The organism is Roseovarius sp. (assembly GCF_048262375.1).
Taxonomy (GTDB): domain Bacteria; phylum Pseudomonadota; class Alphaproteobacteria; order Rhodobacterales; family Rhodobacteraceae; genus Roseovarius.
Window position 1 is genome coordinate 1 of sequence record NZ_JBLXFE010000001.1, and the last position, 14,116, is coordinate 14,116.

Annotated in this window: 11 protein-coding genes, 1 tRNA gene and 1 pseudogene; 1 reads left to right on the forward strand and 12 read right to left on the reverse strand. The window is 62.7% G+C overall.

What is annotated here, in order from left to right:
• From ACN0SW_RS00005 to ACN0SW_RS00030, 6 genes and pseudogenes are all read right to left on the reverse strand, one after another.
• Nucleotides 1-207, reverse strand: a pseudogene (locus ACN0SW_RS00005) (4-carboxymuconolactone decarboxylase); the annotation flags it as partial.
• Nucleotides 204-2,090: a bifunctional sugar phosphate isomerase/epimerase/4-hydroxyphenylpyruvate dioxygenase family protein gene (locus ACN0SW_RS00010; RefSeq protein ID WP_417725835.1), complete on the reverse strand. Its 1,887-nt coding sequence runs from the start codon at nucleotides 2,088-2,090 to the stop codon at nucleotides 204-206. The pseudogene ACN0SW_RS00005 and the gene ACN0SW_RS00010, both read right to left, overlap by 4 nt.
• Nucleotides 2,087-2,926, reverse strand: coding sequence for a shikimate dehydrogenase family protein (locus tag ACN0SW_RS00015; RefSeq protein WP_417725836.1), 840 nt, complete (start codon nucleotides 2,924-2,926; stop codon nucleotides 2,087-2,089). Before ACN0SW_RS00015 ends, ACN0SW_RS00010 begins: the two co-directional genes overlap by 4 nt.
• Before the next feature lie 8 nt (nucleotides 2,927-2,934).
• Nucleotides 2,935-4,443, reverse strand: coding sequence for a tripartite tricarboxylate transporter permease (locus tag ACN0SW_RS00020; protein WP_417726304.1), 1,509 nt, complete (start codon nucleotides 4,441-4,443; stop codon nucleotides 2,935-2,937).
• Nucleotides 4,443-5,018, reverse strand: a complete 576-nt coding sequence (locus ACN0SW_RS00025; RefSeq protein ID WP_417725837.1) for a tripartite tricarboxylate transporter TctB family protein — start codon at nucleotides 5,016-5,018, stop codon at nucleotides 4,443-4,445. The genes ACN0SW_RS00020 and ACN0SW_RS00025 overlap by 1 nt, the downstream gene beginning before the upstream one ends.
• Before the next feature lie 218 nt (nucleotides 5,019-5,236).
• On the reverse strand, nucleotides 5,237-6,241 hold the full coding sequence (locus tag ACN0SW_RS00030) for a Bug family tripartite tricarboxylate transporter substrate binding protein (RefSeq protein WP_417725838.1): 1,005 nt from the start codon (nucleotides 6,239-6,241) through the stop codon (nucleotides 5,237-5,239).
• Between the two features lie 157 nt (nucleotides 6,242-6,398).
• On the opposite strand from ACN0SW_RS00030, the gene ACN0SW_RS00035 reads away from it, so the two are divergent.
• Nucleotides 6,399-7,091 carry a TetR family transcriptional regulator gene (locus tag ACN0SW_RS00035; protein ID WP_417725839.1) on the forward strand — a complete coding sequence of 231 codons (693 nt, stop codon included), beginning with the start codon at nucleotides 6,399-6,401 and terminating at the stop codon, nucleotides 7,089-7,091.
• A gap of 168 nt (nucleotides 7,092-7,259) precedes the next feature.
• Here ACN0SW_RS00035 and ACN0SW_RS00040 read toward each other — a convergent pair whose 3' ends face one another.
• The 6 genes from ACN0SW_RS00040 to ACN0SW_RS00065 all read right to left on the reverse strand — a co-directional run bounded on the left by ACN0SW_RS00040 (nucleotide 7,260) and on the right by ACN0SW_RS00065 (nucleotide 14,050).
• Complete coding sequence (locus tag ACN0SW_RS00040; RefSeq protein ID WP_417725840.1) at nucleotides 7,260-8,330, reverse strand: DUF1513 domain-containing protein; 1,071 nt, start codon at nucleotides 8,328-8,330, stop codon at nucleotides 7,260-7,262.
• Between the two features lie 4 nt (nucleotides 8,331-8,334).
• Nucleotides 8,335-9,318 carry an imelysin family protein gene (locus ACN0SW_RS00045; RefSeq protein WP_417725841.1) on the reverse strand — a complete coding sequence of 328 codons (984 nt, stop codon included), beginning with the start codon at nucleotides 9,316-9,318 and terminating at the stop codon, nucleotides 8,335-8,337.
• Nucleotides 9,318-10,793, reverse strand: coding sequence for a di-heme oxidoredictase family protein (locus ACN0SW_RS00050; protein ID WP_417726305.1), 1,476 nt, complete (start codon nucleotides 10,791-10,793; stop codon nucleotides 9,318-9,320). Before ACN0SW_RS00050 ends, ACN0SW_RS00045 begins: the two co-directional genes overlap by 1 nt.
• A gap of 89 nt (nucleotides 10,794-10,882) precedes the next feature.
• A complete protein-coding gene (locus ACN0SW_RS00055) occupies nucleotides 10,883-11,908 on the reverse strand; it encodes a hypothetical protein (RefSeq protein WP_417725842.1) in 1,026 nt (341 codons plus the stop codon).
• 126 nt (nucleotides 11,909-12,034) lie between these two features.
• Nucleotides 12,035-13,297 carry an imelysin family protein gene (locus ACN0SW_RS00060; protein ID WP_417725843.1) on the reverse strand — a complete coding sequence of 421 codons (1,263 nt, stop codon included), beginning with the start codon at nucleotides 13,295-13,297 and terminating at the stop codon, nucleotides 12,035-12,037.
• 677 nt (nucleotides 13,298-13,974) lie between these two features.
• Nucleotides 13,975-14,050, reverse strand: a tRNA-Lys gene (locus ACN0SW_RS00065).
• Nucleotides 14,051-14,116: the final 66 nt, after the last annotated feature.

Sequence of the window (14,116 nt, forward strand, 5' to 3'; positions counted from 1 at the left end):
GGTGGCCGCCAGCAGCGCCAGCGTGAGCATCGAGCGTTCGCGCAAGCTGATGCCATCACTGGCCCACACCGTGCCCCAGGCGGATTCGGTGATCAGCCCCTGAAACGCCGCGTCAAACTCCGACTTCTGCGCCTCCGCCCGGTCAACATGCGCATCCCCCAAAACCCGGCGCCGAACCGCCATCCCAATGGTGTAGCGCTCGGTCATCGTTTTGGAATCCCCTTGTGGCGCATCAGGCGTTTTTGTGCGGCGATGCGGAAGGGGGCGTTGGGGGCGCCGTAGCCCTGATAGCCGCCCTGACGCTGGACGAGTTCAAAGAACATGCCGCCGGCGTAGGGGCGTGAATAGAGCTGAAAGAAGGCGCCGCCGGCATCCTCGTCATAGAGGATATTGCCCGCCTCAAGCCGCGCCAGCAGGTCTGGTGCGAGGTCAAAGCGCGCCGCCAGATCCGCGTAGTAATTGGGCGACATTGGCAGGGGTTTGAACCCGCGCGCGCTGAGCGCCCGGGAGGTGGCGAAGATGTCATCGGTCGCAAGCGCGATATGCTGGACCGACGCGCCAAAGCTGTCAGCGAGGAAGTTGCCCGCCATGGTGCGGTGGGTTTCCGCGCCGTTGAGGGTGATGCGAAAAGAGCCGTCGGCGGTTTCCAGCGCCTGACTGCGCACAAGGCCATCGGGGTCAACCACATCGACCATCGGCGATTTTTGCATGCCAAAGAGCGTGGTGTAAAAGAGCGACCACGAGAGCATCTGATCATAGCTCATGGTTTGCGCCAGATGATCGATGCGGGTCAGCCCTGCGCCTTGCGGGCTGGGCTGTTCGGGGATGAATTCGACCGACCAGACATCGCTGAGCCCGCTCTTGTCGTCGATGAAATGCAGCACGCTGCCGCTGAGCCCACGGATGGCGGGAATGTCCAGTTCGCCCGGCCCGAGCGGTTGTGAGAAGGGATGCGCGCCAAGCGCCGTGGCGCGGGTGACGGTTGCATCCGCATCGTCCACGGCCAGACCCACGTCACAAACTGTGGTGCCATGCATCGTGTAGGCGCTGCTGGCATAGCCGGTGGTTTCGCGGTTGACGATGATGCGAATGTCGCCTTGGGTCCAGAGCGAAAGCTGTTTGGCAATATGGCTGCCCGCATGGGCAAAGCCCAGAGAGGCCAGCATTGCCTCAAGCGCCATGGCCTCGTCGCCCCGAGAGGCGAATTCCACGAAAGAGACACCCTGCACGGTGGCGCGGGCGGGCATTTGCGGCAGATCGAGCGCGGTTGACGGTTCCTTGCGCCGGACATCGTCCAGCAGGGCGGTGAGCGAGCGATAACCGTCTTCGGCCACGGTTCGGGTGCTGCCGCCGCGAAACTGATCGTTGAAGATTTCGAGCGAGATCGGGCCTGCGTAGCCAGTGGCGACCACCGCCTGCATGAAGGCGGTCACGTCGAGATCGCCCTCGCCGGGCATGTTGCGGAAATGCCGGGACCAATAGAGCAGGTCCATGTCAATCAGCGGCGCATCCGCGAGTTGAACAAAGAAGATCTTGTCGCCGGGGATGCGGCGGATGGTTTCGGGGTCGATGCCGCGCCCGAGGGTGTGAAAGCTGTCGAGGATCAGGCCGACATTCGCGTGATCGGCGCGGCGCACGATTTCCCATGCGTCGCGGTGATCGTTGACATGGCGACCCCAGGCGAGCGCCTCAAAGCCCACGCGCAACCCGCGCTTGGCCGCGCGGGTGCCAAGCTCGTGAAAGTCAGTCGCTGCACGGTCGATACCGCCAAGCGCCTCCGGATGGCAGGAGGAGCAGACCAGAATGAGATCGGTGCCCAGTTCCTGCATCAGGTCGAATTTGCGCTCGGCGCGGTCAAACGCCTTGGTGCGCAGGGGGGCGGGCAGGCCTTCGAAGTCGCGGAAGGGCTGGAAGAGGGTGATCTCAAGACCCATGGCGCGGATCATCTCGCCCACTTCGCGGGGGCTGCCGTCATGGGCGATGAAATCCTGCTCGAAGATCTCGATCCCGTCAAAACCGGCGGCGGCGATGGCTTCGAGTTTCTCGGGCAAGCTGCCGGAGACAGAGACCGTGGCGATGGAGGTTTTCATATGCTGTCCCCTTCGATGGCGGCGCGCAGGGCGGGCTCATCGAGTGGGGTGGCGGTGAAGATTGCCCAGGCGTCTGCCCCCTGTCCAAAGAAAAGCTCGTAGCCCGAAATGATGCGCAGCCCGGCGGCAGCGGCGTCGTGCAGGAATTGGGTATCGACGGGCGTATAGACCGCGTCGAAGGCCCAAGTGGCCCCTGCCATCGCGGAGCCGGGCAGGGGCGTGCCACCGATGCCCACCATCCCCAGAGGCGTGCAGTTGATCAGACCATCGGCACCCTTTGCGGCGGTGACAGGATCGGTCGTGACCTCGATTTGCGTGTCGGTGCCAAGGGCGCGCAGGCTGTCGGCCAATGCCTCGGCCTTGGCGGCATCGAGATCGACGCAGCGGATCACGGCCGCGCCAAGGCCGATCAGGCCAAAGGCCACCGCCTTGCCCACGCCGCCGGTGCCGATGAGGCAGACGGTGCCCGGATTGGTTGTGCCCAGCACGTCGCGATAGGCGCGCATGAAGCCGGTGTAATCGGTGTTGAACCCCTTTGGCCCGTCCGCGTCAAAGACCACCGTGTTGACCGCCCCGATGGCGTGCACCAACGGATCGGTGACGGTGACGCGCCGGGTCACGAGTTCCTTGTAGGGGTAGGTGATGTTGAGGCCGCGATAGCCTTTGGCCTGCGCCTGATCGAATACCTCGTCAAAGGTGAGGTGCATGTCGTGGGGGATCAGGCGGTCATAGGTCACGTTGAGCCCGGTCAGTTGTCCCGCCGTGACATGCAGCCGGGGAGATTTCGAGCGGGTGATATTGTCGCCGATCAGGCCGAGTTTGACGGCACGGGTCATGGTCGCGATCATTGTGTTGCCTTTCGGAAGAGGCGGGTTTTCAGGGCAGTCCAGAGCGGTGTCTGGCTGACGAAGATCAGGACCACCGCTATGAAGAGGGTGAGGGAGAGCGGGCTGGTGACGATGCCTTCGAAGAAGCGGCCAAGATCTTCGCGCTCGGAGATGATGGCGCGCCGCCAGTTGTCATCCAGGAGGCGTGAGAGAATGACGCCGAGGATCACCGGGCCAAGCGGATAGCCGTAATGCCGCATGAAGTAGCCAAAGACGCCAAAGCCCAGCATCCAGTAGACATCCGAGATCGCATTGTTGACCGCATAGGCCCCGACGATCGACAAAAGCAGGATCAGCGGAATGATGACCGCGCGCGGCATTTCCACGATCTTGGTAAAGATGCGGATGCCGGTGAGGCCAAAGATCAGCATGAAGATATTGGCGACAAAGAGCGCACCGACGATGAACCAGAACATATCGGGTTGGTCGATCATCAGCATCGGGCCGGGGTTGAGCCCGTGGATGAAGAGCGCGCCAATCATGATGGCGGTCACCGCATCGCCGGGGATGCCCAGCGTCATCATCGGGATAAAGGCCCCGCCCACGGCGGCGTTGTTGGCGGTCTCAGGGGCCACCAGCCCCTCCATCGCGCCTTTGCCAAAGGGCACCTTGGGGTTTTTGGTCACGCGCTTGGCGTGGTCATAGGCCATGAGCGCCGCGATATCGCCGCCGGTGCCGGGCAGGGCGCCGATGATCACCCCGATGGTCGAGGTTTGCAACGACAGTGGCAGGTATTTGCGGATCACGCCGAAGGACGGCACGATCTTGGTGATCTTTTGCCGGATGGCGGTTTTGTTGACATTCTGGAGTTGCAAGAGCGCCTCGGACACGCCGAACATGCCGATCATCACCGCAATAAAGGAAATCCCGCCCTGCATCAGTTGCAGATCGAAGGTGAAGCGTTCGGTGAAGGTCAGCGGATCGCGTCCAACAGCGCCGATGGCAAGGCCCAAGGCCCCGGCAAAGATGCCCTTGACCAGACTGCCAGAGGAGAGCGAGCCGACCAGAAGGATGCCCAGAACCGCAAGCAGCATGTAGTCGCGTGGCTGGAATGTCAGCGCGAAAACCGAGACATAGGGGGCGGCGAGGGCCAGAACGACGATGCCGATCAGCCCGCCGAAGAACGACATGACGGTGGTCACGCCAATTGCCTGACCTGCCTCGCCGCGCTGCGCCATGGGATAGCCATCCATCGCGGTGGCAATCGCCGAGGGAGCGCCGGGAATGTTGAGCAGGATCGCGGTGCGTGATCCACCGTAAACGCCGCCCATGTAGATGCCCACCATGAGCGAGATCGCCGGATAGACATCCCATGAGAAGGTGAAGGAGATCAGGATCGACACCGCCATGGTGACCGAAAGGCCGGGAATGGCGCCGATATAGATCCCGGCAAAGGTGCCCACCGCGACCAGAAGCAAAAGTTGGGGCTGGGTAAAGACCGTGAGAATGGCAAAGAGCGTATCCATCATGCGCCCCCCCCGGACAGAAGAGTGCGGAAGAACTGGATGAATTCCGCCTCGGGGACCACGCCTGAGGGCAGCAGCACGGTGAAGATCACCCGGAAGACGATCCAGATCACCAAAAGCGCGCCCAGAGCAACGACGATCGTGCGCGACCAGTCCCAGCGGGCCAGAAGTTTGATCGCGGCGATCAGAAAGAGTGCGGCGGTCGGCAGGAACCCAAGGGGTTTGAGCAGCAGCCCGAAGACGATCAGAAAGCCAGCAAAGATGACAACTGTCAGCGGGAAAATATCGCGTGACAGGCTTTCATGCATGACCTGCGGCAGGCGGGCGGTGCGCAGCGTGATCAAAAGGGCTGAAATGAGCATGGTGGCAGTGGTGGCCATGGGCACGGAGCCGGGGGCGGACAGGGCCTCGAAGCCTGAAATCGCATGTGCGTTGTAGAGCAGGACCGCGCTTGCGATGGTGAGGAACAGGGCAAAGCCCAATTCACCGGGTCTGCGTTTGGCGTCATACCCGCCGGGTGTTGCGTCGGACGTACCGTCGTGGTGGTCCTGATCGCCTCTGAATTCGGGGTCCATCGTTGTCTCCTCCCTTGGCCTGTCCGGGGATGATCCCGGCTGCAATGCATCGCCCAGCCCAAGGCCTTCGGTCATGTCCCGAAAAGCTGAAGAGCACGAACTGTCTGATTGGGCGCGATTACGAACAGAAAAGTCACGCAAGTTTTTCTGTAAGTGCTCAGTGGCGCGGGGCGCCGGGTGTGGCTGGCCAAAGGGCCAGCCACCATTGCGTTGGTCGATTACTTGCCGGGACGGGCGATGCCGAACTCTTCCGGCGAGGCTTTGGTCAGACCGGCCTCTTGCAAGAGCCAGGCGGTGTTCTGCTGCCATTTGGTCAGGAACTCGGTGGCCTCGGCCCCGCTGATCCCCATCATGGTAAAGCCGCGGCCATCCATCAATGCGAGGAAGTCGGGGTGCTGTGCGCCGGTTGCATAGGCGTCCGTCAGCTTGGCCACGACATCATCGGGTGTGCCTTTGGGGGCGAAGACGCCAAAGAACGGGCCCCAAGGCAGGTAGGTGTTGTAGCCGTCGTTGAAGGAGGTCACCACCGGCACATCGGGCAGTTTTTCGTTGGCGGCGACGTCAAAGATTGCCAGCGGTTTCATTGCCCCGGCGCGGATCGATTCGATGGCTGCGCCCAGAACGGCGGGCATCACGTCAATCGCGCCGCTTTGCAGGGCGGTCAGGGCGGGGCCGTCGCCGTCATAGGGAACGGCGGTTACATCAAGGGTGCCCTCGACAGTGTTCATCATCGCGGTGACGACCGACGGCACGCCGCCCGGTCCGGTGGAGCCGATGCGCAATTCGCCCGGATTGGATTTGATGAAATCCATCATCCCGGCGTAATCGTCGAAGGGCGCATCATTGCGAGCCACCAGAATGGGCGTGCCGCGTGCGAGGATGTTGATCGGGGTGAATTCCGAGTAATCTTTGTCGCCAAGGCCCATCACCTTATAGAGCAGCGGGTTTTCCGCACCCATCAGCAATGTGTAGCCATCCGCATCCGCATCCGCGACATAGTTGAGGGCAATTGCCCCCACCGCGCCGGTCATGTTCTGCATGACGACGGTGCCACCCAGTGCGGCCTCGGCATGCGGTGTGACCGAACGCATCACAGTGTCGGTCGAGCCACCGGCCCCCCATTGGATGATGCCTTGAATTTCCTTGGCGGGGTAGTCCTGCGCTGTTGCAACGGCGGCACTCAGGCCGAGCGCAACGAAGGCGCCAATAAGCTTACGAGACATCTCTGTCCTCCCTGGATTTCATCGCTGACGATTCGCTCCTCGTACCGCCAGTTAAGTTCTTTTATGTACCTTGCGGTTAATTTGTCAACACAAATGGACCTATGGGTTAAATTCATGCTATTCAGATCAGGAATCACTAAAGGTATGAGGCGGTTGCATGGGCGGGAGTACGGGTGACGCGAGTATCAAGCGCAAAACGTCATGGAAAAAAGACCCCGAGGCGGTGCGGCAAGACATTCTGACCATTGCGACGCAGGAGTTTGCCGCGCATGGGTTGTCGGGGGCCAATATCAATGAAATCGCACGCCAGACCTCTACCTCGAAGCGGATGATCTACTATTATTTCGGTGACAAAGAGGGGTTGTATTGCAGTGTGCTGGAGGGGGTTTATGCCACCCTGCGCGCGCGTGAGGATGAGTTGGATGTGGCCGGGCTTGAGCCGGTCGCGGCGCTGCGGCGGCTGATCGAGGCGACGTTCGAGGCGCATGTCCGCGCCCCGCATTTCATCCGGCTGGTGATGATCGAGAACATCCACAACGCCGAATATCTGCGCAAGTCAGAGATCGTGCCGAAACTCAACCGTTCGATCATCGAAAAGCTGGAAGATGTCTGCGCGCGCGGTAAGGCGGCGGGTCTGTTTCGCGAGGGGGTCGATGCGTTGGAGCTGCACTGGCTCACCAGTTCATTCAGTTTTTACAACGTGTCGAACCGCGCGACATTCTCGGCCTCGTTTGGCGAGACGCTCTATTCAGAATCGCGGCAGACGCACCTGATCGAACGGCTGGTTGATTTGGTTCTGGGCACTGTGGTGATCGGGTATGAGCCGCGATCCTGGAATGACCCTGTCTGACACCGGGGCGCTAGAATGGCGCCTGTTCCTTTAAAAAGAACCGGGCTGATCCGCCCGGCGGGTGCAAGTCGCGAGCGGAATGCGGAGTTGGATTTGCCAATTTTGCAGGGTTTCGAATGCTTTGGCCGCGAGGCGGGTCTTGGTCTTTTGCGCGTCGGGCCCGCTGTCTCAGAGCCAGACGATATGGTTGTCCCAAGCCAGCGCCCCTTGTGACAGGGCGCGCGTGTGCCCGCCCTGGAGCGCGAGCAGCCCGCCCAGCCCGTCGCTCAGAAAGAACCCTGTCGCGCGGGGGGCGAGGCCGCAGACATCGGCGCGTGAGACCGGACCCGCAAAGACGCCCTCTGCCGAGAAGCGGTGCAGTCGCCCGCCGCGCGGCGAGGTGATGGCGACCTCGGTTCCGTCACCACTGAAGGCCACGCTGCCTGCATAGCCCCGCATGGCGATTTCATCCGCAAGGGGCGCGCTGGCGAGGATCGGCGCGGCGCCTCGTCGGTGCAGGCCCAAAAGCGGTGGCGCGGCGCCTTCTTCGCCTTCCCATTGCATGGCAAAGGCCAAAAGCCCGTCGGACCGCAGGGCAAGATGCCGGATCGAATTGTGGTGCAGGTCCGGGGCAAGCTCTATCTGGTCCACAACCTCTCCCGCCAGATTGAGATAACTCAGATTGGGGCGCATTGTCGCGATATTGAGCTTGCGACGGTCGGAGGGGTCCGTCGCGATGCCGCCATTGGCCACTGCCAGCGTCTGCCCATCGGGCATCAGCCGAAGGTCATGCGGCCCGGTCCCGCCACTGGCGTATTCACCGATGCGACGATAGCCCGCCTCGACGTCCCAAACCCCGATTGCGCCAGCGCTGGTGTCGCTGTATTGCTCGGCGGTCAAGAGCCACGCGCCGTTCATCGCATAGCAGCCATGACCGTTAAAGTGCCGCCCCTCGGCGGGGGTGAGGCGGTGCCGCAAAGCCCCGGTGGCGCAGTCGATCACCAGAGCAAAGGTTCCCGGACGGCGGGCGAATCCCACTGCCTCGGCGCGTGTCGGGTGGCCCGCTCCGGCATGCCCGCGCGCGGGCAAGGGGATGTGAAACAGGCTCTGCCCGTCTTTATCAAGCCCGTGCAGCGCAAAACTGCCATCGGCCGTGCGGGCGGCGGCGAGATAGGCGGGGTTGCCCGCCGCAGCCCAGCCAAGGCGCGGTGCGGCGCCGCTGGCCAGAAGCGAGGCGAGAAAGGCGCGTCTTGTGGTCATGGTCTCAGTCTCCGTCCTGCGCGTTAAAGCCCGGCGCGATGCCAAGCCGGGTGCCGATTTCTGCAGTGATGGCGTCATGCAGCCCGCGCACTGCCTGTTGCAGCACCTCGACGTGCAACCGTGCCTGTGGATCGGTGATGTCCTGAAAGGCGGGGTTGGTGATCCTGTCGGCGGCCTCTGTCACGCGGATCAGGGCGGCGTCGCTCTGTGGCATGGGTCCATCGACGAGGGCCGTGGCAAGGGCATGCGCCGCCTCGGCGGCACGCATCACCTGTCGCAGACTGCGGCCAGACCGGCGCGCCTCGGCCAAGGGGGGGCGGGGGTGCGCAAAGGTGCCAAGCGGCAGGCCAAGCCGTTTGTCGGCGGTGATGTCAAGCGCGCTCAGAACTTGGGTGTAGAGGGCGCGCCGCGCCTCATCAGGGCTGAGATAGGTGGCGTTGCCAGGGGTTCCAGCCGTGCGCAGCACGGGCGCGTAGTCTTCTTGCCAAGCCGAGAACAGCGCCGTGGCCTGGGTGTTCAGATCGGCGGCGATGGTGGCGACGAGCGCGCAGCTGTAACTGTCTTGGTCATAATCCGAGAGCGTGGGATCATAGAGCAGCATGTCGAGCGCAAACATCCCCCGCGCGGCGATGGATACCTCAGAGTAATCGTCTGGCGCATGGGCTATGGGGTCCTCTTCGGCAATGAGCCGGGACAGCGTCCGCTCTGTAAACCCGCGCGGGTCGGGCCAGAAGGCTATGGAAAGCGCGCCGGTCTCGGATGGTCCGAGGCGCAGGTCGCCCACCGTCATCCATGCGTCAAACGCGGTGTGATAGGCGGGGCGCAGGGCCACGGCGCGGCAATCCTGTGCGGCCATCTGTGACAGATCCTCTGTCGTTCGCGCGAACTGGGCAAAGCCGGGCAGGATGTGTTGGTCCAGCGCCTCTTGCACACCGGCATTGGCTGCGGTGGCAAGGCACAGGGTCACGGCAAGGGGGGCAAGGCGCATTACAGGCTCTCCAGAAAGCGGATCAGGGCGGCGCGGTCTTTGGGCTGCATGGTCGTCACGGTGTCACGGGCCGCCTGCGCCTCGCCGCCGTGCCAGAGCACGGCCTCAAGCAGCGAGCGCGCGCGCCCGTCATGCAGAAAATAGCTATGGCCCGAGACCGCCTTGGTCAGCCCGATTCCCCAGAGCGGCGACGTGCGCCATTCCTGACCGTTCGCGCGCCCCTCGGGGCGGTTGTCGGCCAGGCCCTCGCCCATGTCATGCAGCAAGAGATCGGTATAGGGCCAGATCAGTTGGAACGACGCCGGGTTTTCATCCTTGAGCCGGTGGGTCACGAAATTGGGCCGGTGACAGGCTGTGCAGCCGGTGTCGTAGAAAACTTCGCGCCCGCGCAGCACCTCTGGATCAGCCAGATCGCGGCGGGCCGGAACGGCCAGCGTGCGGCTGTAGAAACTGACAAGGTCGAGCCCGGTCTGGTCCACCTCGAAGCCGCCCTGTTCGGGGTCGCCGCCGTGGATCGCCGCGCGGCAACCGGTCTGTGCCTCGGTGCAATCCCCCGCGCCAGCAGGGTGCAGGGGGTTGGAAATGCCGATATCGCCGGCAAAGGCGCTGGCGGTTTGTTCGAGCACGGTTGGATTGCCGGCCTTGAGCCCGAAGCGACCCAGCATGGGCCGGTCATGCAGGTCCGACCAGACGATCTGTGGCCGACCCGAAATGCCGTTGCCGTCGGCATCATCCGGATCAGCGGCGGCCAGAATATCTTTGGTGGGGATCGCCTCTAATAGCCCCATGCCGATCATCTGGGGAGCGATCCGCGGGCTGAGCATGGCATTCGGGTGAAGCGGGCCATAGCCAAGATCGGCGGCGCGATAGGTTGGCTGGCGCAAATACGCCACTGCGCCGCCCGAGAGGGGCACCTCCAGCTCTGCGTAGGTTACATCAAGCCGGTATTCGGGCGCATGGCCCGGCAGGCTGAAATCCTGCAACTGTGCGCCATAGGTGGGGTCGGGTGCTGTCGGATAGGTGCCCGCAATATAGGCCGCGATCTCTGACGGGGCTGGGGCGGGGATCGAGATGCGCAGGAACATTGATACGGCGCTGTCGGTGGGCCCGTCGGGCGGATGGCCGCGCCCGTCCTTGAGGTGGCAGCGCTGGCAGGAGCGTGCATTGTAGAGCGGACCCAGACCGTCGGAGGCCAGCGTTGAGGCCGGTGGCGACACCCAGAGCCGCCGGAAGAGCCCGTTGCCGACCCGGAAATCCAGTTCTTGTTCGAAGGTGAGGTTTGCGGCGGGCTGCGAGAAGGCATCGGCGGTGTCGCGCGCCCGCACGGTTTGCGCACCGCCCGCGTTTTCCTCAAACGGCCAAGCGGCGGAAAAGTCCTGTGGTGGGGCGGTGGCGGCGGTGACCCGCGCCCGCTCTGCCTTGGTGCGCGGCACGATGTCGAGATGAACGTCGGCCAGCGGTTGAGCAACGGTCATGCCCGCGCAAAGGGTGGCTGTTCCGAGGGTCAGAAGGGCCAAACGATGAAGCTGGGACAGGGGCACGGGCATGACCTTTTCGTTGTTTTCTAGAAGGCGTAGGCGAGCAATGCGCCGATGGTATGCGTTTCGTCACCGCTCTCGTCGCCATAGCGATAGGCAAGGGCCGCGCTCAGCCCGTCGGCCAGTTCGATTTCGCCCGAGACTGTCGCGAGGCGGTCGCGCGGCAGGGTATCGACATCCCGCAGCGCATAGACCGCCGAGAGCGTCACCGGCCCGACCGGCATCGCGGCCCCGATGGTGGCATAGGTGGCGCTGTCGCGGGTGCCGTCGAAACGATCGAAATAGGCCAGTTCGGCCAAGAGCGTGACCGGAGTGGTGCCGGTGGTGAAATCATGGCTGATACCGCCCACGACGCCTGTTTGATCGGCCAGATCGCCCACGCCGCGCGATTGGGATTGCCAGCCAAGTGTGTAGCCGGTTGCGCCGAATGTGCCCGAGAGGGCGACAGAGACGGATTCCGGCCCGCTGGTGTTCGACACGCCGCCCGCGCTCTGCCTGGTGCGCCCGCGATTTTCGCCGAGCGATTCGCTCAGGACCGTACGATCGGCGTTGAAGATGGCGAGGCTGAGTTCATGTTCGCCCTGTGCCATGGCAAAGGGGATCACAATGCCAGCACCTATCTTTTCGGTGATCTCGTAATCCTCCGCTAAATCAGCGCCATAGATACCCGGCGCGGCATCCCATGCGATGCCAAAGGCGGGATTGAACTTGCCCAGAACGATCTGTGCCGCGCCGAAATCATGTGCGGCGTAAAGTTCTTCGGCATAGAGACCGTGATCTTCGAGAATGCTGTCTGAGGTGGGCGCCGTGATCTGCTCGAACACCAGCGAGGTATTGAGCGAGGTTCGGGACGTGACTGCGTAGGAAATGGCACCTTCGATGGTGGCGAAGGTGTTGTCGATCTTGCCTCCGGGGGCGGAGGAGTCGACGGTGAAATCGCTTTGCAGTTCGACCGAAAATTCCGCTGAGAGAGGCACGGCGGATTCTTGGGATTGGGCGGTGCTCGCGGAGAATGCTGCGCAGGCCATGAGTGTAACAGGTAGGGTTTTCATCACTGTCCTTTGGATGTTTTGAGGGCAGCGGTCCTGTGGGCCCCCAGTTGATTATGTGATCGCGTACCTTGCTGCAGGCTGGGTCATTTCGCCCGCCACCTGAGGCGGCGGGCCGGAAAAAAAGGTTTACTGAAATACGGCCGAGGGATCGTCGAGGCTGTCGGAGCCCTCAATCGTCACCCCGTCAAGGTCGAGCGCCGTGATCACCCGTTCAATGGTGCGGGTCTGCGTGATCAGTGCATCGACACCGCCCATCACAAGTGCCTCGCCTGCCGGGTTGCCGCGCGCCAGCATCATGTCATAGGCAAAGCCTGCCTCGGCTGCTGTTTTGATTCGGCCAAGCGCCACCATCGTTGCGTCAAGCCGTGCGCGCATTTCGGTATCCAGCGCAGGATCAGTATCCGCCACGAGATCAGCCAGCGATGGGCCCGAGATCAGGGTGCCGTCGACGCGCAGATAGGTGCCCTGATAGACGTTGCGAATGCCCAGCCCATCGTAATAGTGGCTGTTATGGGTGTTATCGGAAAAGCAGTCATGCTCTTCTTCGGGGTCGTTGAGCATCAGCCCAAGCCGCATCCGCTCTCCGGCCTGTTCGCCATATGACAGGCTGCCCATGCCAGTCAGCATCGCCGTCAGCCCGCCCTGTGCATCCTTGGTGGCATATGTGCGGGCGGCGCCGTCGTTTTGCCACTGCGCCACCATCCATTCGAGGTCTGAGACCAGCAGATCAGTCGCGGCCTTGAGATACTCTGCCCGCCGGTCGCAATGGCCGCCCGTGCAGGCCTCGGGTGCTGCGTAATCCGTCCAAGGGCGAGCGCCCGCGCCGGGGGCGTGGCCGTTCAAATCCTGCCCCCAGAGCAGGAATTCGATGGCGTGATAGCCGGTGGCGACATTGGCCTCGATCCCGTCTGCCTCGTGCAGCGTATCGGTGAGCAATGCGGGGGTGATTTCAGAGGCGTCGATGTCTTGGCCCGAGAGGGTGAATGTCGGGTTGGCGATGACGTTGAGGGCGGCCAGTTGATTGGCATCCGTCGGCCCGCCATAGGCACCGTCGACATAGTCGATCAGCCCTTCGTCGAGTGGCCAGGCGTTTACCTTTCCTTCCCAATCGTCGACGATTGCGTTGCCAAAACGGTAAACCTCGGACTGCTGATAGGGCACGCGGGCGCGCAGCCAGGCGGTGCGGGCCTCGTCCAGATGTTCGGGTGAGGGGGTGTTGATCAGCGTGTCAACCGCCGCTTGCAGCATGCGGGCGGTGATCAGGCTGTCCTCATATGTTGCGGCGGCAAGATCGGCGTAGTGATCAAGCACCTCAGTGGCGGTTTGCGCCACGGCGGCCCCGGTGAGCGAGAGGCAGAGTGAGGTGGTGGTCAGGAAAATGCGGGTCATCGGGTGTCTTTCTGAGCGTGTCATTGCGGTGTGTCGCGCTCTGAACGCGCGCGTCTGCTGGGTGTGAGGCCCGTGCCGGGATCCGTGCTCTGACCCGTGCGTTTTGCAGCGTCGAGAGCTGTCCGTCGTCTCTTGTGGCAACGGGACGGCCCGCGCCGTCAGTTGGAACCTGTCCTGGGCGTCTTGCCTGTGATCTACTCCTCAGGGGAGTGATGCGGTTCCTAAGTGAAACAGTCAGGTATGGCAATTCCTAAGTTAAACAGTCACCTAATTTTTGCCTGTCAATCGGAGGCATACGGTTGTGCCTTGAGCCTTAGAACTGCAATTTCGCTGCGGTGACCGCGGCGGGACGTTCTGGGGATTTTGACAGGTTTGGGGGAGGTGGCCCTTGCACGGCGACATTTTGCGCGTTGTCAGAGCCATCAGACGCAGAGCCACTGTTCCGGGCGGATTCCCTGCCCATAATCTGAAACCGGTTGAAAGAAGCCCGAATCACGCGTGCGCTTGCAGGGCGGGTGCCCCGAAATTATCGGGTCTGAGGACGACCCATTGAGCCGGAATCGTGTGATCGAGAACCGCGCATTCCGCGCCAACGGCGCGCGCAGCTTAAGAGCCTCTGAAAGAGATGCCTCAAACCCCGCGCCACCCCCAATTGGGGAAAGCATAATTTTGGCAAGTGGTGAGCCGTGCAGGATTCGAACCTGCGACCCACTGATTAAAAGTCAGTTGCTCTACCAACTGAGCTAACGGCCCACTAGACGCGCTATCTAGAAAGAGCGGAGCGGGGGGTCAACCCCGAAAGTGCAAGATAATTCCGCG